Source organism: Dyadobacter sp. UC 10, from assembly GCF_008369915.1.
Lineage (GTDB): Bacteria > Bacteroidota > Bacteroidia > Cytophagales > Spirosomataceae > Dyadobacter.
In genome coordinates this window covers 6,428,143-6,449,568 of the sequence record NZ_VSRN01000001.1, presented here as the reverse complement: position 1 = coordinate 6,449,568, position 21,426 = coordinate 6,428,143, and the positions used below count along the sequence as shown (strand labels likewise).

17 protein-coding genes are annotated in these 21,426 nt (G+C 47.2%); 7 read left to right on the top strand and 10 right to left on the bottom strand.

The annotated features are described in order from the left end of the window. Positions 1-64: 64 nt before the first annotated feature. From FXO21_RS26605 to FXO21_RS26575, 7 genes are all read right to left on the bottom strand, one after another. A complete protein-coding gene (locus FXO21_RS26605) occupies positions 65-745 on the bottom strand; it encodes a glycosyltransferase family 2 protein (RefSeq protein WP_149642934.1) in 681 nt (226 codons plus the stop codon). Beyond that, on the bottom strand, positions 742-2,160 hold the full coding sequence (locus tag FXO21_RS26600; RefSeq protein ID WP_149642933.1) for a glycosyltransferase family 2 protein: 1,419 nt from the start codon (positions 2,158-2,160) through the stop codon (positions 742-744). Before FXO21_RS26600 ends, FXO21_RS26605 begins: the two co-directional genes overlap by 4 nt. Further along, positions 2,147-3,175, bottom strand: coding sequence for a phosphoenolpyruvate carboxykinase (ATP) (locus tag FXO21_RS26595; protein WP_149642932.1), 1,029 nt, complete (start codon positions 3,173-3,175; stop codon positions 2,147-2,149). Before FXO21_RS26595 ends, FXO21_RS26600 begins: the two co-directional genes overlap by 14 nt. A 12-nt stretch (positions 3,176-3,187) precedes the next feature. After that, positions 3,188-3,598, bottom strand: coding sequence for a hypothetical protein (locus FXO21_RS26590; protein WP_149642931.1), 411 nt, complete (start codon positions 3,596-3,598; stop codon positions 3,188-3,190). A 195-nt stretch (positions 3,599-3,793) separates the two neighbouring features. Beyond that, positions 3,794-5,131, bottom strand: coding sequence for an NADP-specific glutamate dehydrogenase (gene gdhA, locus FXO21_RS26585; RefSeq protein WP_255486832.1), 1,338 nt, complete (start codon positions 5,129-5,131; stop codon positions 3,794-3,796). 192 nt (positions 5,132-5,323) lie between these two features. Continuing rightward, a complete protein-coding gene (locus FXO21_RS26580) occupies positions 5,324-5,998 on the bottom strand; it encodes a response regulator transcription factor (protein ID WP_149643655.1) in 675 nt (224 codons plus the stop codon). A gap of 2 nt (positions 5,999-6,000) precedes the next feature. Continuing rightward, positions 6,001-7,422 carry a sensor histidine kinase gene (locus FXO21_RS26575; protein WP_149642930.1) on the bottom strand — a complete coding sequence of 474 codons (1,422 nt, stop codon included), beginning with the start codon at positions 7,420-7,422 and terminating at the stop codon, positions 6,001-6,003. Positions 7,423-7,545: 123 nt separating this feature from the next. On the opposite strand from FXO21_RS26575, the gene FXO21_RS26570 reads away from it, so the two are divergent. The 4 genes from FXO21_RS26570 (at position 7,546) to FXO21_RS26555 (ending at position 12,535) form a co-directional block, all read left to right on the top strand. Beyond that, the gene (locus tag FXO21_RS26570) at positions 7,546-8,319 is read left to right on the top strand and encodes a hypothetical protein (protein ID WP_149642929.1); all 774 of its coding nucleotides are present in this window, start codon (positions 7,546-7,548) and stop codon (positions 8,317-8,319) included. 4 nt (positions 8,320-8,323) lie between these two features. Beyond that, on the top strand, positions 8,324-11,116 hold the full coding sequence (locus FXO21_RS26565; protein WP_149642928.1) for a TonB-dependent receptor: 2,793 nt from the start codon (positions 8,324-8,326) through the stop codon (positions 11,114-11,116). Between the two features lie 145 nt (positions 11,117-11,261). After that, positions 11,262-11,852, top strand: a complete 591-nt coding sequence (locus FXO21_RS26560) for a hypothetical protein (protein WP_149642927.1) — start codon at positions 11,262-11,264, stop codon at positions 11,850-11,852. Then, a complete protein-coding gene (locus FXO21_RS26555) occupies positions 11,852-12,535 on the top strand; it encodes a DUF2490 domain-containing protein (protein WP_149642926.1) in 684 nt (227 codons plus the stop codon). The genes FXO21_RS26560 and FXO21_RS26555 overlap by 1 nt, the downstream gene beginning before the upstream one ends. A 171-nt stretch (positions 12,536-12,706) precedes the next feature. Here the strand turns inward: FXO21_RS26555 and FXO21_RS26550 are convergent, their stop codons facing one another. From FXO21_RS26550 to nhaA, 3 genes are all read right to left on the bottom strand, one after another. Continuing rightward, positions 12,707-13,384 carry a potassium channel family protein gene (locus tag FXO21_RS26550; RefSeq protein ID WP_149642925.1) on the bottom strand — a complete coding sequence of 226 codons (678 nt, stop codon included), beginning with the start codon at positions 13,382-13,384 and terminating at the stop codon, positions 12,707-12,709. Positions 13,385-13,394: 10 nt separating this feature from the next. Continuing rightward, complete coding sequence (locus FXO21_RS26545; protein ID WP_149642924.1) at positions 13,395-15,164, bottom strand: TrkH family potassium uptake protein; 1,770 nt, start codon at positions 15,162-15,164, stop codon at positions 13,395-13,397. 63 nt (positions 15,165-15,227) lie between these two features. Further along, a complete protein-coding gene (nhaA, locus tag FXO21_RS26540) occupies positions 15,228-16,535 on the bottom strand; it encodes a Na+/H+ antiporter NhaA (RefSeq protein WP_149642923.1) in 1,308 nt (435 codons plus the stop codon). A gap of 251 nt (positions 16,536-16,786) precedes the next feature. Between nhaA and FXO21_RS26535 the strand changes: the two genes are divergently transcribed. From FXO21_RS26535 to FXO21_RS26525, 3 genes are all read left to right on the top strand, one after another. Beyond that, a complete protein-coding gene (locus tag FXO21_RS26535; protein WP_149642922.1) occupies positions 16,787-17,164 on the top strand; it encodes a cupin domain-containing protein in 378 nt (125 codons plus the stop codon). 204 nt (positions 17,165-17,368) lie between these two features. Next, positions 17,369-18,976: an alpha/beta hydrolase-fold protein gene (locus FXO21_RS26530; RefSeq protein ID WP_192579333.1), complete on the top strand. Its 1,608-nt coding sequence runs from the start codon at positions 17,369-17,371 to the stop codon at positions 18,974-18,976. A gap of 301 nt (positions 18,977-19,277) precedes the next feature. Next, entirely contained in the window at positions 19,278-21,389 is a 2,112-nt protein-coding gene (locus FXO21_RS26525) for an ATP-binding response regulator (RefSeq protein WP_149642920.1), read from the top strand. The last annotated feature ends 37 nt before the right edge of the window (positions 21,390-21,426 follow it).

Below are 21,426 nucleotides of genomic sequence, written 5' to 3'. Positions count from 1 at the left end.
GGGCATAGACTTTAACAGGTATTTCCAGAATGTAAATTGCTTATCGAATTGCAGGATATTCGTGTCAGGAATCTTTTCTTTTTGCATCCAAATGCGTTTTTAAAAGCTTCAAAAATACATTTTTCGAAATATTCCTGGTGGTATTGTTTTCATGGATCCTGCGAAAAGCCAGTACCTGATCGAGTATAATTACTGATACCTCGGCCCGAACGACGCGGCTAAACCAATCCACAAAATCCCCGATAGCAACACTTTCATCAAACAATCCGAAACGGGTAAATATCGATCTCTTTCCCAGAAAGGAAATTTTTGAAAAACCTTTCATGGGCTCTGGTCTGGCGCGATAGGATTGGGTGGAATTTTCCGGCAAAGTGTCAAATTCCTGGACCATACAGAAACAAACCTCATGTTCGCTATTTGCCAAAGCTTCCATCTGAACTGCCAATTTCGTGACATCCCAAAGATCATCGGCATCTAAAAAAGCTACGTATTTTGCAGATGAATATTGAATGGCAGCATTTAACGTTGCAGAAACACCCTGGTGCGGACGGGTTAACAAGATGATCCGATCATCGGATTTCGCCAGTGCGGTAACGATATTCACCGTTTCGTCAGTAGAACCATCATCCGCTACGATGATATTAAGATCTTTCCAGGTTTGGTTCCGGGCAGAGACAATGGCATCTTCAATAAATTTTTCGCCATTATAAACGGCAATGATCACATCTATTTGAGAACTTTTCATTGCCCCTTAATTTGACGGTGCAACAGGCTTAGGATTTCTCTTTTCATCAGCGGTTTATTTAAGCTGGCATTCTCTCCGTGATACCATTTTTTCAGCAGCATTTTTTCCACATTCGCCTCCTTGCAATTGGCCAGCCGCAGCTTGCGTATCAAATCAAAATCACTGCTTACTTCCAAAGATTGATCGAACATATTGACACTTAGTAACGCCTGTTTTCTGATGAGCAAAGCACTCGGGACAAGGGACCGGTGTTCTTCAAATAATTTCTCACTGAAATTCGCGGGCAATTTCACTCCTTCATTGCAGATAAACCGTTGATTACACGTAACGAAGGAACAGTAAGGGTCTCTTTTTAGTAAATCCCATTGATCCCTTAACTTCGTCGAAACCCACTCGTCATCCTGATCTAAAAAGGCTATGATATCTCCGTTTGCATGTTCTACACCCATATTCCGCGCAGCAGCAACGCCTGCATTTTGCTGTCGGATAATCCGGACATTGGGATAATTGTTTTCAATATGCTGCGCTCCTTCATCCGTAGATCCGTCGTCAACAACAAGTAATTCCCAGTTGGTAAATGTTTGAGCCAATACACTATCGATGGATTTTCCGACAAGATTTTTTCCGTTATAGAGTGGCAGAATAATACTGATCAAAGGATCTGGCTGATCCACTCTGAAATCTTTAATCTGTGGCATAAATGGACTGGATTGATTTTCCTTTCTTCGTTTTACTGATCGGTGAAATATTTTCAATAATTGCAATTCCTCTATACTTTTATTCACAGACATATTATTTCCATGAACATGATAATACAGTGTGGTTGCTTCGCTGATTATAATCCCTATATTTTTTTCTCTTAATCGAAACCACCAGTCCACATCTTCGCTGAATGTTAATGTCTCGTCGAACAGGAGTTCATTTTCAAACAGCGATTTCCTGGCTAGTAAAGTACCTAAGTGAACGTGGGTAATTCGATTTTGAGCATCCTCAAATTTCATATTGATTTTCGGCTGCTCTTCCGCTACCATGTATTGGATTTTCCCAGCGGCGACGTCAATGTTATTTTTGTTAAAATAAGGCAATAAGACACTTACTTTATCGGATGGCCATTCATCATCAGCATCCAAAAATCCGATAAGCTCTCCATCAGCGGCACGTATACCTGCATTTCTGGCCGCGGCCGGGCCTGATCGTACCGAATTATTTAAAATCCGGCACTGTTCAAATTCCAACTCCAAATGAGTCAATTGATCCTGAAATTTTTCATGGGATGCATCATTGACAATCAGTATTTCGACGGTACATTGTCGGGCGATTAAAGCGTCTTGCAAGAGAATGCTTTTAACGGCTCTTCTTAATTCAGTGCCGTTATTGTACGTTGGTATAATGACACTGATTTTAGGACAATTCATTAGCCAGGAAATGGTCAAAAGATTCAACAAACTGCTTTTGGTTTGTACCTAAATTCCAGTGATAACCCGGTAATAAGGAGGCAACTTTCATGAGTTTACGATATGAATTGGTCCGGCCGTAAGGCAAATGGTGAAGCGTAGTCGGTGCCATCGCCATCAGTGCCTGGGTAGGGTTGGCTTTTTCAAAACCAGTGTATTCCTGATGTGCTACTTTTGGTAAAAGAATCGCCTTAACCGGGGATACTGATATGCCGGCTTCCGGAAAAATATCAGTCACATGAAATATTGCTTTTTGTTCTTTAAAAGTTGTTTTGTTTCGAAGAAAAGGCTCCCAGTCCGAAAATCTTGTCAGGAAATTATCCGGTTCTACTTTCGCAGTCTGATAAAGTGTGAATACTTTAATTTCTTCCCCTAATTCGACCCACACATAATCATCTCCTAAATATTCATAACCGGCGCGAAGTAAATTAAGGCACGAAGTTGATTTTCCGGAGCCGCTTTGTCCGGGAATTAATACACCAATACCATTTTTGGCCATCGTACCTGCATGTACCAGCTGAGCAGGAAGCGCATGAGTCCATAAATGAAACAGCGCCCGAAAAGAAAAAGTACACTCCCACCAGGGTACCTGTTCTGCCTGCTGCACCCAATAAATACCAATGGATTTACTTCTGGAATAAAGAAATATTTGAGTCTGCCAGGGTTGAAAAAAGATTTGAATATCGCCCTGATCCAGATCGGCGTGGTAACCCTGCGCATTAAAACCTTCCAAAGGCGGGGCTTTCATCGGTTGTGGAAGCGTGTTATCATCCGCGTACCAGATCGTCAATTCGGGTTTCTTTTCTTCCGTTGTATCCGAAAGATGCGCCAAGGTAGGCAGGAATTTTTCCCGTAAAGCCAAAGAAGGTGTACGCAAATGGATTGTCCTGTCAGCCAGTTTCAGCTGATCGGTATGCACATAAGAAAGTGAGTCGAACAACGATAGCACGTTGTCGAAATAAGCAACTGGATTCAAAGTGCCTGAATTTTAGCTATTGGTGCTTTGAACTGTCCATCCATTTTCATCCACATCGTGAATCGGGTCCAGCATGAGCAGATCCTGCATATCTGCATACCGGTTAAAACGCCCGGGAATATAGGCGTCGGGAGCACTAAATTCAGGACCGTTTTCCAGCAAAATCCCTTCATCCTGCCGGATAACATCCTGGCTTACCAATTCCCTGAAAATAGAAGTTAATTCTTCCTCAATCATCGCTGCATTTTCCGGGAATGTACCTGAAAAAGCTTCAATAATTTGATTTACATCGGAGTAGGGGAGGCATTGAAGTAGGGAAACTGCCGCCCCCTGCACACTGTAATAGAGACCGGTATCCAAATTGGCAATAATGTATTCGCCATCAAAAATATCGGCGGCGAGGCGTGGGTTCAGGAAATACATTTGATTAATCGTGTTAAAGGAAGTTAGAGGCGTTTGAGTTGAGTTTGTAATCGAATTCAGTTAAAAACATGTCGGATAAAACACCAGGTTTTCAATAAAGTTTACGAGGTACCAATCCTAATGTCTTACGTGTGTTTTATCTCAAATAATTAAACCCCGGCATAGCTCATTGATGCATGTATGCCGGGGTTTTGGTTACACCAGTCCCTGCGCCAGCATGGCGTCGGCTACCCGCACGAAGCCTCCGATATTGGCTCCTTGCAGGTAACTCATCCGCCCGTCAGGCCGGCGGCCGTAGCGCAGGCAGGTCGAATGAATATTTAACATGATCTCCTGCAATTTTTTATCTACTTCCTCCCGCGACCACGACAAGCGCAGTGAGTTTTGCGACATTTCAAGACCCGAAACTGCCACGCCGCCCGCATTCGCCGCCTTTCCCGGGGCGTACAGGATATCATGATTCTCAAATACCTCAATGGCTTCCGGGGTACACGGCATATTCGCTCCTTCGGCTACACAGATACAGCCGTTCTTAACGAGCAGGCGGGCATCATCCGCATTAAGTTCATTTTGGGTAGCATTCGGCAAGGCAATGTCACACGGTATTTCCCACGGAGTTCTTCCGGCCACAAATTCACATCCGAACCTGTCAGCATACTCGTTGATCCGGCCGCGCGTTTCATTTTTCAAATGCATGATGTAGGCAAACTTTTCTGCATCTATACCGTTCTCATCGTAGATGTAACCTGATGAATCAGAAAGAGTTACCACTTTTGCGCCCAGCTCCATGCACTTTTCGAGCGTATATTGAGCCACGTTACCGGAACCGGAAATAACTACTTTTTTCCCTTTGATACTGTCGCGCCGCTGGTTGAGCATTTGTTCCACAAAATAAACAACCCCGTAACCCGTCGCCTCCGGGCGGATCAGGCTGCCGCCGTAGCTTGCGCCCTTGCCTGTCAAAACGCCGGTAAACTCATTTTTGAGTCGTTTATATTGTCCAAACATAAACCCGATTTCCCTTGCACCGACCCCGATATCTCCGGCAGGTACATCATTATCCGAGCTAATGTGACGAAACAGCTCGGTCATAAAGCTTTGACAAAAAAACATCACCTCGCGGTCAGAACGACCTTTTGGGTCAAAATCAGCTCCTCCCTTACCGCCTCCCATGGGAAGTTGGGTCAGGCTATTTTTAAAAATCTGTTCAAAGGCTAGAAACTTGAGCGTACTGAGGTTGACAGACGGATGAAAACGCAGCCCGCCCTTGTAAGGACCGATCGCACTGTTCATCTGAACACGGTATCCGCGGTTAATCTCCACTTCGCCGAGGTCGTTCATCCAGGGTACCCGGAATATAATGACCCGCTCAGGCTCCGTAATCCGCTCAAGTATTTTGGCTTTCTGGTAATGCGGATGGTCCTGAATAAAGGGGATAATGGTCTCTGCAACCTCATGGACTGCCTGGTGGAATTCATTTTCGCCGGGATTTCTGTCGATGATCCGGGTCATGAAGGATTGTACTGAAGTCACTGTTCAACTGGTTAGTAATCTGAATTAACTTTTCTCTTTTGGTGCTCAGACCGGCGCTATACATTGATTTGAGGAAGATTCTGCATTGCACAAGGCGTGAAAGCGCCTGACAATTTAATGATTAAATTTGGCAATGAGCAAAAAGGGGATGAGGTAAGGAAGTCGGAGGCGGCATCTATGTTGCCGGTATATTCAGAAAATCAACTTATACCCGATACCACGAATGTTGACAATCTGTACCTGCGGGTCGTCTTTAAGGTAGCGACGCAGGCGTGTTATAAAAACGTCCAAACTGCGGCCGTTGAAGAAAGAATCATCACCCCAAAGCTCCAAAAGCACCATGTTTTTTTCCAGCACCTGATTGCGCAGCTGATACAAGCGACGCAGCAGCTCTGCTTCACGGTGAGATAAAGAAGCTTCGTGGCCATCAAGTGACAGTTTTTGCTTAGCCGGATCAAATGTGTATCTGCCAATTCTGAAAACTTCCTGAGAAAAGTTAGCTGCATTTCTCGGCCGGAGCAGGGCTTCAATACGGACAACCAGCTCGTCGAGGCTGAACGGTTTCTTGAGATAATCATTTCCACCCAGCTCGAAACCTTTGACGACGTCGGCGGTTTGTGAGCGCGCAGTCAGGAACATGATTGGCACATTGGGGTCTTGCTGGCGAATCTTTCCAGCCATCGTAAAACCATCCATATCCGGCATCATTACATCGGCCACGACAATGTCGGGGCGATATAATGCGAACTGTTCAAGCCCGGCAATCCCGTTTTCGGCGTAGAAGACCGTGAATCCGCGATAGGTCAGACTGTCTTTGACGATCATCCCCAATGCAGTTTCGTCTTCGATGAGTAAAACTTTTGGCATCATTAAAACTTCAGTATAAACTCACTTCCCTTACCCGGCTCACTGACCAGATCAATGCTGCCGCCATGTCGCTCCACTACCTGGCGGACATAAGCAAGGCCCAAACCGAAACCTTTTACTGCGTGTAAATCACCCGTCGGTACACGGAAAAAGCGGTCGAAAACAGCTTGCTGGTGGTTTTTTGGAATACCGATCCCATTATCTGCTACGGCCAGCTGCCAGGTTTTACCTTCATTTTTAAATTTAAAAACCACCGTTACGGCTTCATTCGAATATTTCAATGCATTATCGACCAGGTTACTGACCACATTCGCGAAATGCATCCGGTCTACTGTTACTGTCTCATTGTCGGTAAAATGATGCTCGAATTGAACCGGCTTGGTGGCTTTGAGCTGATAGTTTTCGGTAATTTCAGCAATCAGCTGGCGGAGGTTGACCGGCTCGCGGTGCAGCTTCATGTCCTGCTTGTCTTCCACAGCCATATCGAGCACTTTTTCAACCAGTTCGGAAAGACGCCCGAGGTTGTTTTGGGAAATGGACAGGTAGCTTTTTGTTTTTTCAGGATGGTCGAGCACGCCGTAGTTCATCATCGCTTCCACCGCGGCAGTCACCGTTGCAATGGGCGTTTTGAGCTCGTGGGTCATGTTATTGATGAAATCGTTTTTGATTTCCGAAAGCCGTTTTTGCCTTAAAATCGTTCGCAGCATATAAATGAAGCAGCCGGTCGTCAGGGTTAGCAGAAAGAAACTTGCCGCCAGTAAGCCGCCCATTTTTTTAAACAAATAAAGAAACGGCATATCAAATGTCGCCTGCACGAACAAATGCCTGACCGGATTAATGGGCACGGCGAATGTTTTAAACTGTTTCGTCGAATTCAAACCATCAATTTTGTTATCAATAAAGAATGTATTTTCTCCACTGATTTTGGGTCTGATGCGCAGGGTATCGATCAGAAATGCAGCCTGAATCCCACGCAGGCGAAGTTCGGACTGATAGGCTTTGTACAATTTTCTTTTATCGATCTGATCGCCTTCTGCCCAGCCCATCACGAGCATTCTCGAAATCCTGTTCGCAAGGGTGTCTCCCGGCGCTATTTCCTTGATTTCGTCCTCAACTCCTGAACTTATATAAAGGTGCGTCTGTGCGTTGGCGCCCGATTTGAATTTTCTGACGATCATCTTGGGACGCGATAATGGCGGCGGGCCCGGCGCTCCCAGTTTCTGGCGATCTTCGCTGAACATAGCATCCGCCCGCGCAATCTGTTCCTTCTCTACGACGCGAAAAAGTGCTTCCTGAACGCTTTCTTTAAACTGCGAGCGGTTGAGCCGGAACGTCGTCAACAGCCAATAAGCCTGAAATGCATTGATCGCAACAATGCAAATGGTCATCAGCCAGAAAATGAAACGGATACGGGCGCTGCTCATACTACAAAGCTACATTGCCGGATACCGTTTTGATGCGGCTGTAACACTATTTAACACTAAATACCAGTGCTTAACATAGCTTCCCCGCACCTTTGGAACATCAAAACTAAACAAGCGAATGCTATGAAAATCAAACTATTGCTGGCTGCATTATGGCTGGCCTCCGGGCAGGCTTTTGCACAGTTTTCGGGACAGATCAGCTACGAGATCGTCCGCAAGATCGATCCGTCGCAACTGAAAATGGTCATTAATGGCGAGCGGATTAAGCCAGGCGACCCGAATTTTCCAACCGACATTCCGGATTCACGCACGTTCGGGCAAAAGTCGCTGTTTGCCGGAAATTATGTCAGAGAAGTTTTGGATGATCAGAATACAATTGTAAGCCGCGTCTCGCCAGATGGCGGGCCTCCCAGAACGACCAATCTGGGCCGGCCATTTGATGAATATAAATGTTTGGATCTGGCGGGAAAAAAGGTGATCACGTTTCTGAGTATGAAAGGTCCGGATGCAAAAACGTACAAAAGCGAATCTGCAATTGAACCTGTTTCCGGTTGGCAGCTCACCGGTCAGTCCAAAAAAATCGCAGGTTACCCTTGTAAAAAGGCGATTGTAAAGTTTAAAAATGAGCCTTATGCCGTCTGGATCACCGAGGAGTTACCTGGCACCTATTCGCCGGTGCATGAGCTGACGCCGGAAAAAGGCATGGTACTCTTGATTGAAGGTGCGCGGGAACAAATCAGAGCAACAAAAGTGCAGCCCAGAATGGTAAATCCCGCAGACGTGGAGCCGCAGGCAGGCGCACAGCAAATCTCCAAAGAAGAGCTGAACGAGATCCGTGAAAAAGTGCTGGCCGATTTTCGTCAGCAGAAAATGATGCCGGGAGACGGAGGACGATAACATCATGAAAATCAACATACTATTAGCCATCCTTATCCTGACACATCTCACCGCCGCCGGACAGAAAACGACTGTCCGGGCGGAAGTGTCAGGCATTGTTCTCGATTCGGTCAGCAAAAAACCTTTGCGTACGGCATCTGTATCCCTCCTCACGCAACGCGACTCTGCTTATGTCAGTGCAAATGTTACCGAGGGAGACGGAAAATTCCGTCTTAAAAATGTGTCTGCCGGAAGTTACCGTTTGCTTATCACGTTTATTGGTTATCGTAACAAATCTGCGCTTTTTCAGATAACCGGCAACAATCCCGTCAGCCTCGATACACTATGGATGACCGAGCAGGGGACCGATTTGCAGGAAGTGGTGATCAAACAGGAAGCGCCGCCGGTGAGCATGAAAGGTGACACGGTGCAATTCAATGCGGATGCCTTCAAGACCGAACCGAATGCGCAGCTGGAAGAGTTGCTCAAAAAATTGCCCGGTGTGGAAGTGTCACGTGACGGGGAAATCAAAAGCAACGGGCAGGCTGTGCGCCGGGTGTATGTGGACGGAAAACCGTTTTTTGGGGACGATCCGAAGATGGCGACGCGTAATCTGCCAGCCGACATTGTCGATAAGGTGCAGGTGTACGACCAATCCTCAGACCAGTCGCAATTCTCCGGCATTGATGATGGTGACCGCGAGCGGACGATCAACATTACGATCAAGAAGGACAAGGGAAAAGGTTATTTTGGTCAAAATGCAATTGGTGCCGGCCGGAATACGGAAACGAATGCAATGCGTTATCAGGGAAAACTAAGTCTCAACCGTTTTAATAACCGAAATGGCGGGCCTGGCAGGCAGATATCGCTGGTGGGTCAGGCTAACAATTTGAACCAGCAGAATTTCTCACTCGGCAACGGCAACCTGCCCGGCGGCGGAATGGGCGGGCCGATGTTTATTGGTCAGCCGGGGTCTTTCGGAAATGAAAACAGCCAGTCGCCGGCGAACATGACAGAAGTGCGGGCGGGCGGGTTCAACTACCGCGCCGAGGGCGGGAAACTGCGTTATGGAAAAAGGGCGGAAATATCGGCCAGTTACTTTGCCAATCAGGCGATCACGACCACCGATCAGAAAAACCGGCGCGAATACATTCTACCCGGCCAGTCTTTTTTTGCAGATCAAGCCAATTATAACCGAAATCAGGCATTCAATCAACGATTTAACGGACGATTTGAATTTCAGCTGGATTCCTTGACGAGCATTCGTCTCACGCCGAACATTTCATGGCAAAATGTGCGCTATAACAGCGATCTAAGTAATCATTCCTATTCCAGAGACGGCGACTCTTTGAATACCGGGGAAACGCATTACCGATCTGCTGGAAACGGTTTAAACGGCTACAACAATCTTATTTTCATGCGGAAATTCGGGAAGCTGGGCCGGACATTGTCCGCAAACCTGAATACGATTTTGTCAAACGGGCGGAATACAGGCTACAATCAGTCCCGGAATGTCTTTTACGATTCACTGGGTTTGGAAAAAGTAGCCAGCGACATCGACCAGCAAAACCGGCAGAACAGTTTTTCTGCGCAAAATAACCTGAGTTTTTCCTTCACAGAGCCGCTTTCATTTCATCAGAAGCTGGAAGTAAGGTACGCCTGGCTGAACAATCAAAACCGTCAGTCCCGGTTTGTCTTTGATAAAAATGAAGAGACTGATAGCTATTCATTTCCTGATTCCATGCTGACAAACCGTTTTGCGGGCACATTTGTGGCGCATAAAGCGGGCGCAACGTTACAGACGCAGCGGCTCAGGTTCAGCTACACACTCGGTTTTGATGTGCAGAGCTCAGGCCAGGTTTCCGATAATTTGTCAGCGGGTTCACGCATTGACAAGCAGTATTTTCACTGGTTGCCGAATGCATTGTTCAGCTACACTTTTTCCGGCAACCGCCGCGCGCGGCTGCAATATCGCACGCGCATTGCCCCGCCAACTGTGACGCAGTTGCAGCCCGTGATCGACAATACCAATCCGCTGGACACTAAAAGCGGGAATCCCGCGCTCCGTCCGGAATATTATAACACATTGACATTTACCTACAATAGCTCGAAGAATAGCGGCGACCGCAGTCTTTTTGTTTTTGCAAACCTCAATCAAAGCAACAGCCGGATCAACGATGCGAGTACGATCAGTGGTGAGGGCGCCCGCTTTTCCAGGCCCGTTAACACGCAGGGATTCTGGGCGCTGAACAGTTTTTTGTCGTGGAGTAAGAATATTCCTGCCTTAAAATTTAGTTTAAGCCTTCATACACAAGCCAATATGTCTTCCGGACAAAGTTTGATCAACAACCTTAAAAACGAGGTGAAAACGACCCTGCTGGGCCAGGGAATCCGCATTCAATCGGCTTTTGATGGAAAGGTGGACTACGGGTTCGGGGCGCGGCTCAATTATCAGCAAGCGAAGTATTCACTTTTGCCGCAGCAGAATACACAGTACTGGTCGCAATATCTGACAGCGGACCTGCACTGGCAGCTTCCATTCAATTTTGTGATCGGTACAGACCTGACCTACACCGGCAACACCGGTCGCAGCTCAGGTTTTAACCAAAAATTTGCACTCTGGAATGCTGCATTATCGCGGCAGTTTTTGAAAGGAAAACAAGGTGAAATAAAGCTCAATGTACTTGATATCCTGAACCAGAACCGCAGCCTGTCACGCAACACGACGGAGACTTATGTGGAAGATGTGCAGAGCGTTGTTTTGAGACGGTATTTTCTGGTGAGTTTTGTGTATAACCTGCGGAAATTCGGGATTTAGGCGTTGATTCCCGAGTAACCTCCACCTGATTTTATTAAGAAACCGTCAATAATGATTTACATAAAAGTCTGCTAATGGTCCGAAATGGGAGGAAGGCCGGGGGAAAGTGTTAATATTGGCTGGTAATTCACTAAATGGGATTGTTGTGACTGAAAACAGCTATTACAAAAGCATCATATTCGGACTGGCAGCGTGGCTTCTTTCGATCCCTTGTTCCGGGCAAAAAAAGTACGAACGGGAATTCAGCATCAAGTCAAACGCCGTTCCGCAGAAAGCGCTTGATTTTGTGTCCGCTGTATTTGAAAAACCCAAAGTCCATTGGTACGGCGAGGAAAGTTTGACCGGAAATTCGGTTGAGGCTAAACTGAAGTATTCGGGAAGGCGGTACAGTATTGAGTTCGATGAATCGGGGAATGTTCAGGATGTGGAAATACTATCGGGTATGAAGCAAATGCGTGCGGAGGGCCAGATGAAATTGAAGGAAAACCTTGGTAAGACCTTTTCCCGGTACAAAATTGTCAAAACGCAGATTCATTGGAAGGGGACAGAAAGCGCTTTGAAAGAATCCATACGCGGGAATGAAGCCGCAACTGGTGTCCTGACCCGATATGAGTTCATATTAAAAGGCTCCCGGGATAAAAAGGAAAGTTACTTTGAGGTGCTTGCCGAAGAAGATGGCGGTATCGTGAGCGTGATGGAGGTGGTTCAGCGCAACACAGATAACCTGGTCTATTGATGGGCAGATTCATGCTTACCTGTCTGCTGGTTGCAGTACTTCCTGCGGCAGTATTTTCGCAGGCAAATTACAGGACCGGGACCATTCCCCAAATCAATGTCAATATCAGGCTTGCAGATAAATGGAAGCTTAATACCAAACTGGAAACGCGGCAGATTTTCTTTGAAAAACAGCCGGAAGTAGCCAAAAGCCGCAGGTTAAGGTATGAGCGGACCGACCTGAGCATGTTGGTTACGAGGAAAGTCTCGGCCGACAACTCGCTGGGCGGAGGGTACCTGGTCAGGCTGGAAGACCGGCGCTTCACGCACCGCCTCATACAGCAGTTCAGCAACGTCAAAAATCTGGAAGTGCTCAGTCTCGCGCACCGTATCGTGACGGATGAAACTTTCAGTCCCGGAGAGGCTCCGGAATTTCGGTTAAGGTATCGTTTGGGCCTGGAACGGCCGCTGAACGGTCAGCAAATCGACCCGAAGGAGTTTTACGGAAAATTCAATAACGAATATCTTGGGCTGTGGGCCGACGGAGAAGCGGATCTGGAAATTCGCGGGTTGCTTGCTCTGGGTTACAATGCCACTGATGACAACAAAATTGAGCTCGGCGTAGAATACCGTGTCAATGATTTCAATAAATCAATAAACGCACAACAATTCTGGCTGACAATCGGCTGGTTTGTAAGTATATAGAGATTTCAATTGCCCCGGGCTTCAGCCCGGGGAGGAGGAAGGGAGGAAAGGGAGAAAAGGAGGAAGGGAGGAAAGCGGCAGGGCCAAAGGCCCACAGCCGCAGGCCCAAAAAAGGCGAAGCCTCCAAAATCAATTGCCCCGTGCTTCAGCCCGGGGATCTTTGATAAAAAATTAGTGCATTAGTTTTTCGATATCTTTTAATTCTCCGAAGAGGACGAGCACTTCGTTTTCCTGCATGAGCGTGTTGGGTGTTGCTATTCCGGAGGCGCGTTTGAATATTTTGGCCAGGCCGTTTTCAGATTCTTTTGAAAGGGTAAGAACGGTCAGCACGATCACATTGTACCGGTTTGTCAGATCGGCTTCGGCGAGGGTCATGCCTATATATCGCTCGGGTACTTTCGTTTCGATAATACTGTATTTTTCAGATATTTTAAAAGAATCAACGATGCCGGAGTTATCGAGCCGCATGGCGAGCCTTTCGGCAGATTCTTCTTCCGGCAGAATGTATTCTTCTATCTGCATGGCTTCCAGGACGGTTTTTTGAAGGTCCGATACGACGCGTCCGATGATCTTTTTCACCATAAGCTGTTTAAGCAACGCAGTAGCCAGCAGTGAAGAGCGTTCATCTTCCCCAATCGCCACGATCACAGAATCGGCATCTCGCAGGGGCAGGGAGCTGACCGCATTCATATCGGTACAATCCATACATACCGTGTGCGTAATGCGGTCTTTCAGCTGCTCCACTTTCTGCATATTGTTGTCGACCCCGATGGTTTCGTGGCCTAGTTCTGTGAGGCGTACTGCGAGGGATTTGCCGAAACTGCCCAATCCGAATATGATGTATTTCATAGTGTTACAGTTAAAAATTCATTTGTTCAGCCGGAAGCTGGTAGTTGTTGGGTTTTGCTTTGCGGACGAGCGCGATCAAAAGCGTGAGCGAGCCCACCCGGCCGACAAACATTGTTACAATAATGACCAATCGACCTGCCTGGCTCAGGTGCGGCGTCACTCCCAGGCTCAGGCCGGTGGTACTGTAAGCCGAAAAGGTTTCGAAGGCCAGCGATAAGAGATTTTTTTCGGGATCTGTAACTGCCAGTGTAAATATGGCTGCGCCCAGGAAAATCAGGGAAAGTGAAATAATCGCGAAAGCGCGCGAAATGGAATCGTCCGAAATTTTTCTGCCGAACACTTCGATCCGGTCTTTACCTTTTGCCAGACTGAAAATGTTAAGGGTAGCCAGCGCAAATGTGGTAACCTTAACCCCGCCTCCCGTGGATCCAGGTGCTGCGCCGATCCACATCAGCAAAAATATCAGCATGACCGTGGGAAAAGCGAGTTCACTCATGACGACTGTATTGAAACCGGCAGAGCGGGGGCTGGTACCGATAAAAAGCGCGGTAACCATTTTGCCGAAATAGCTTTCATGTTCAAGGAGCGTATGATTACGTTCAAGCAAAAGAACGATCAGAAATCCAAAGATGATGAGGTAAAAGCTGGTGTAAGCAATGATCTTGGAATTGAAGGCGATGACCCGTGCCCGGTGTACATAGTGGCGGCCAAACCTCACCTTGTGGTAGGCATTGAAAATCCACCGCCTGATCCACTCGTAAGTATTGAAAATAATGCCGAAGCCAAGTCCGCCCATGACGTAAAGCAAAATGACAGAGAGTTGTAGGCTGTAATTGAACCGCAACCCGGTATGGTTAAGGCCATCGGATAATGTAGAAAATCCCGCATTACAGAATGCCATAACTGCGTGAAAAACGGTGAAATAGAGCCGCTCGCCCGGATTTGCAAAATCGCCGGCATCAAGACTCAGGTAAATGAGGATGCCGCCTGCAATTTCAAAAGTGAATGTAACGAGGATGATTTTGTATAAAGTAGAAATCACCGAGCTGACTTTATTTTCACCAATCAATTCGGTAAACATCAGCTGATTTTTATAAGAAAACCCGCCTGAAAAAAAGTAGCCGAAAAAGCCGGTAAACGTCATAATCCCCAACCCGCCGATCTGAACCAGGACAAGTAGTACCGTTTGACCGAAACCGGTAAACTCGGATGCAATATCGACCACGGATAATCCTGTGATACAAACCGCACTCGTCGCCAGAAACAGCGCATCTATGAAACTGAGCTGCCCGTCATAGGTCGATTTCGGTAATAATAAAAGCGCGGTGCCGATCAGGATCAGCAGCAGGAAACTGAGTACGAAAAGTAATGTCGGGTTGAAATAAAACTGATCGAAAAAGAGTGTTTGCTTCGAAACTTCAATGATAAAAATGGCAAAAATGCCCAGGTACATCCATTCCGGTTTGACAAGCTCTGTTCCGTCTTTGCCAGCAAAATGATAGCTGTCGGCGACGATGACAGCTATAAAGTACAGTAACAAAACCGCCTCTCCGGTTCTGGATATAACCGACGATTTGCTGTAAAATACGGTGAATGTTTTGAGAGCCAGCGCCACTGCGAAGAACAGAAAGCACCATTCAAGGATCCGGTTAGTGAGCTTTTCAACCTCCGGATCGCTGTTGTAGCCCAGATGAAAAACGATCACAATGGAACACAGCAGGCTCACTCCAAGTAAAATGTAGTCAAGCCATTTCCTCAGATACCGTACTTTTTCGTTCATTCAAATAGCAGTTAATTGGAGAACAACTGGGTCGAATATTTAATCAGGAAGTTCGTTTGCTGGTCAGGTTTTGGAGATCGACCGCAGATAAATGATCCCGGCGGCACCCGAAACCAGTGATGCGAGCAGGATACCGTATTTGGCGGCTTCAATATGCTGCTGGTCGGCAAATGCCAGATTAGTCACAAACAAAGACATGGTGAACCCGACGCCGGCCAGCAATGCCACACCAAAAATATGTTTCCAGTTTACCATCCTCGGCAGGTCGGCGATGCCCATTCTGACCATCAGCCAGGTAAAGCCAAACACGCCGACAAGCTTGCCCACGACCAGCCCTACCATCACGCCGGCACTTACCGGGTTGAAGAGGGCTGAAAAAAAGTCGCTGCCAATGTGCATACCCGAGTTGGCAATTGCAAATAAAGGCATGATCAGGAAAGCAACCCATGGATGCAGGCCGTATTCTATTTTCTGGAGAGGGGTTTGCGCATCAATACTTACCCTTTTGATTTCTTCGATAATATGATGCTGATCGGAGGTCATCAGCGGGCCGTGCAGCGGGATCGCTACTTCAAACTGCCGGGCCTGGGAATGGATTTGCTCCAGATATTCAACTTCATTGATTTTGGTCCGGGCGGGTATTGTGAAGGCAACCAGTACACCGGCTATCGTAGCATGGACTCCTGAAAACAGGAAGCAGGCCCAAACCGCAATGCCGATAAGAAGATAAAATAGAGTATGCCTGATCCCCAGCAAGTTGCCGCCGACGAGCAAGACTAAAAATCCAGCGCCGAACATTAAATAGCTGTATTCGATGTGTGCCGTGTAGAAAAAGGCGATTACCAGAACGGCGCCCAGGTCGTCGGCCACGGCCAGTGCTGACAGGAAAACTTTAACAGAAGTAGGGATATTTTTGCCGGACAGCGAAAGCAGCCCCAAAGCGAATGCAATGTCGGTCGCCATCGGGATTCCCCAGCCACCTGAGGAGCTTAGTCCTTGATTGAAAATGTAATAAATGGCAGCAGGCACCAGCATTCCGCCGAGTGCGGCTACCATCGGCAGTGACGCTTTTTTTAAACTGGATAGCTCACCTGCCATAAATTCCCGTTTCAGTTCGAGACCGATGACGAAGAAAAAGATGGCCATCAGCCCGTCGTTAATCCAGATATGCAGCTCGTGATCAAAGGCTTTTCCGGCAAAAGCTACGGACAGGCTGGTTTCCCAGACATGGTGATATGATTCTCCAAATGGAGAGTTTACCCAGATCAGTGCCACTACCACGCACAGAAAGAGGACAATGCCGCTGGTATATTCCTGGTGAATAAACTTGCTCACGGGCTTCATTACTCTATCGATGGGGGTTTTTGCCATGTTTTGAAGAAGGAAAGTTGTTGCTCCGGGCAAATATAGTTGCCAAAATTTACGGAAAGGCAATATGCCATGCGTTGATTCGACTTCAACGCTTTTTCTCAAATCATTCAGAGGCTGCGTATTCGGTTCGAATGGGACGCTTTCTTGCTGCTTCAAGACATAAAATACCCGTATTTGCGCTTACTTTTGGTTTTACATTTGTTTAAAAAAATAATATGCGGTTTACAGCAATCATTTTATTTCTGATTTTCATGTCCGGTCACTCATTCGCGCAGTCTTCGCCAGCCTCGGCGGCAAAAGGGAAACAGTTTATCGTTGACGCAGACATTCCCTGGCAGGACCTGGGCGGCGGGTTGAAACGGAAAATAATGTCCTACGACGAAACCATGATGATGGTAAAGATCGAATTTGAAAAGGACGGCATCGGGGCAATGCATAAACATGTACATACGCAGATGAGCTATGTCGAAAGCGGCGTTTTTGAGATTACAATCGGCGACAAAAAACAATTACTGAAAGCCGGCGACGGTTACTATATCCCTTCCAATGTAATGCATGGAGCGGTTTGCAAAGAGCCGGGGGTTCTGATCGATCTGTTTACGCCGATGCGCGAGGATTTCGTGAAATAATAATGGAATGGCCGCCATCTTCCATGCAACATTAATTTCCCTCCGGCATCTTTCGACTATTCAAACAGTACTTTTCAACCTGTTTGAAATCGTTCCTCTTAGAATTTTGCCGGTCTGATGAAACCTGTCTTTTTTTTGCTGATTGGATGTGCTTTGTGCAGCCTGTTTTCGACCACTTGTTTTGCCCAATCCAGGGTCCCTGCAATGGATAGCATGATTGCGAGCGCAGGGCGCGCGGACTGGAAAGCTGCCGTCCACTGGGCACTGAAAGCCGGAGAAGCCGTTCCTGCCGAAAAGAACTGGCGCCTGCTCAACGCCGCGATTTTTGCCAGCCACGACCGGAATGCCGATCTGGCGTTGTATTACGTGACACAGGTCGTCAATTCTGACATAGCCGTTAAAGCGTCTTATAATAACAATTTCGACTGGTTGCGGGATGATCCCCGCTGGCTGAAGTTAATGCAGCGGGTCGATGAGCTGCGTGAAGAGGAGCGGCAGCAACGGATCAAAGCGAGTTTGCCTTTCAGGAACAGTCAGCAGATACTCCTCGGCGAAACGGCTGGCTATCTCGATTCACTCAGGCAAATCCCTTCGGCAGCACAGCTGTATCAGGAAATCCAAAAACAGTCGCCAAAGCACTCCGATTCCCATGCAGGCCGGTACGCATATGCGTGGATCAAACTATCAGATACGCTTGAATTTCCTTACCTGGTGCAGCTGCCGCCGAATTTCGATTCGAATAAAAGCTATCCGCTGATCGTCGTATTGCATGGGGCCGTTGGGCGCCAAACGATGTTGCGGGAAGTGGCGGACAGCATTGGAGTCAATTTCTTTGGCCGGGAGTTTGCAGAGCAGGCGTTACAATTCGGAATGATCGCCGTTTTCCCTTACAGTACCAGCAGGTACAATTGGATGATGCCTGATGATGGGTTTGATCTTGTTCCTCAGCTGGTCAGACAAATCAAGAAAATGTACCCGGTCAACGACCGTCGCGTATATGTGGCCGGGCATTCGAATGGGGCGACAGGGGCTTTTTCGTACCTGATGAAGCAGCCTGGGTTGTTTGCTGGCTTTGCGGGTGTAAATAATAGGCCGGAGGTGCGCACAGGAGGTACTTTTTTGAAAAATGGCGTAAACCGGTCTTTCTATAATATCTCCACGGATCTCGATTATTATTTTCCGTTGGAAGGTCACAGAGCGATAACAAGTCTGGCTAAACAGCTGGGCGTGGACTGGCAGAATCACGAGATCTCGGGAAATCGAAACCACTCCTATATGATCGTTTCCCGGGACAGTACGGTTAAGGAAGCTTACCGCAAGCTGTTTGAAAACTTGTTAAGCAAAGAACGGAATCCGTTTCAGCCCGCGTTGTATTGGGAATGCGATGACACGAGGCATGGTCGCAGCGACTGGCTGGAAATCACCGGGTTGGATACATTGGAGGCAAGGGCGTCCTGGCATAAGGAAGTGAATACTGCGGTTACTGGCTGGCGAGAGGTCGTCAAGCCGGAAATTTTGTTGGATAGCACTTCGAATGCATTTGCCTTTCCCCGTCGTTCGGGTGCGGTGCAGGCATCGTATGCCAATAACCGTTTTGAGCTGACAACTTCCGGCGTGAAGTCAGTCGCGATCTATTTGTCACCCGAAATGGTCGATTTCGGTCGCCCGGTGCAGGTGTTTATCAATGGCAAAATGGTTCATAACGCCTCGGTAGAAGAAAGCCGCTCATCTCTTCTGGATGAATACAGCCGTGAATTTGATCACCAGGCGATCTGGACTAATCGCCTGCAGTTTACGCTGCCGCAACGCTGAAAATGCTGACCTAATCCTGCATCTTACTGTTTTAATCTATTCGCTTTCATCTCTTCTCGGCCCGGATGCTGGTACCTGAAAAGCACAGCCGCAACCAGGCCAGCCGGCATTCTGCCCTGATCCGGCATCAAATTGTAAGATCAGTAAAACGCAGTCGGAAAGTACATTTCACAACCGCGAACTATGATCATTTTCATGGTTACAATTAATTCAAAGCAGTTACATTTGCTGACGGATTTTTGCTAGTCCGCAGAAATGAATGAAAATTGCTGCCCTCAATGATAAATAAGTCAGATTCAGCATGAAGAATGCCTTACCCACTGTTTCGCGGGCGACGTTTGCCTGGACTGCCGTGCTCACGATTTTGCTGGCGATTTTTGCCTTTGTCCTGGTGCTTACCAATTCTAAGTCCGAGACGATCCGAACGAATATTCAGGTCTTGGAGCTCGAAAAAGATAATTATCGCAAGCTGGATACCTGTATTGCAATACTTTATTCGGCAGAAAATAACAGCCGGTTTTTTGTGGTCACGCAGGATTCAGCTTATATCAAAGCATACACGAAACAATTGCAGACGGTCATCGGTATTCTCGGTCAGTATCAGGCGGAGCGGGAAATAAGGGAAAAATCGCTTTCCAGACTGATTTTCAATAAACAGCTGAAAAATCAGGAGTTTGTAAATTTGCGTTTGATGGTCGACAGCCTGCTTTCGTTTTCATTGACTGAAGTTAACGACAGATCTTCGGTTAAGCCGGGCACAGAGAGAAGCGCAGGTTCCGGCAGAAAAACTGAAAAAGTGGATACTGTTGCGGTGGTCGAAAAAAGGGTCAAGCGAAGGCTGGTTAGAAGGGTTCTGGACGCGATCCGTGACAAGGAGCCTGAAAACAGTGTAGTAAAAACACATAACAACACGGTTATCTGGCAGGATTCGCTGAAACTAATGCCCGCACCTTTCTCTTTCGAAAACCATGATGCCATTGAAAAGGCAAGGCGCGAGCTGGGAAAGGCGGAGCAGCAACTGTTGTCGGTAAACAGCCTTTTGTTTGCCAACCTGCAAAACGCCCTGCGGGAGATCAAAGCGCAGGAAGAGCAGGAAATAAAGGGTTTGCGGAAATCGCTTCTCGCCTCTACCAAAGCCAAGTCGGAAGAAATGGGGCTGTTGATGTGGGCGAGTGTGGTCCTGGTGTTTTTGCTGGCTGTAATCATTATTTTTAATCTCGCCCGGCTTTACAAAAAGGATCTCACGATCCTCAATTTTGCAAATCTCAATGCGGAAGCAAGCAAGCGGAAAGGTGATTTTCTGGCACAGGTTACGCACGAATTCAGAACGCCTTTGAATGCGATCATCGGGTTTTCCAATCTCATCGATTCCGAAAAAGTGGACCGGGATTTAAAGGTTAACATCGAATCAATCAAAAGCGCATCTCAGATGATGCTCTCACTGGTGAATGAAATACTGGATTTCTCAAAATTCGAAAGCGGGAAGATCAATCTCGTCGACAAACCTTTCCAGCCGGCAATCCTCGTGCAACAAACAATTTCTTTGCTATCTGTACTGGCGAATGAAAAAAAAATCGTGATTTCGCCCAATCTGGATTTGGACAAGGATGTAAGCCTGCTGGGTGATCAATTTCGAATTAAGCAAATCGTGATCAACCTCATTATGAATGCGATCAAGTTTACACCGGAAGGTGGGAATATCGCCATAAAAGTGCGTTTTGAGAGTCAGGGAAAAGGAAAGGGAACGCTGGTTGTCGCTATTAAAGACAACGGGGTAGGAATAGCCAGGGAACATTTGGGATCCATTTTTAAGGATTTTATCCAGGTTGATAACGTAGGTTCCCATATCCGGCAGAGCGGCACCGGGCTTGGGTTGCCGATCTGTAAACGCATCGTCGATCTGTATGGCGGGCAAATCAACGTAACGAGCGCATTGGGCGTCGGGTCTGAATTTACGGTGAGATTACCTTTGAAGTTGGCCGAAATTGCAGGTAAAGGAGTGGTCAAAACTTTGGCAAAATCGCCGTCTGATTTTAATTTCAAAGAAAAAAGGCTTTTGATCGCCGACGATACCAAAATCAACCTGATCCTGATCGGCCGGATCATCGACAAGCTCGGCGCATCCTACGATCTCGCCGAAAACGGTCAGAAAGCATTGGAAATGTTTGAGAATAATAACTATGACATGGTTATTACGGATATTGACATGCCGGTTCTGGACGGGGAGGAATTGACGAGGCGCATTCGCTCGCACAACATTGCAGAAAAATCGCGGGTGCCGGTGATTGGCTTTACGGGTTTTACGGACAGCCAAAAGCTTGCGCAGTTCCGGGAGGCGGGAATGAATGAAATCCTGCCCAAACCATTCGAAGAAAATCAGTTTATCGCGGTTTTAAGCAGTTACCTCGAGTAGTTCGAATAGCAAAATCAGCATTCTTTTCAGCAGAAAC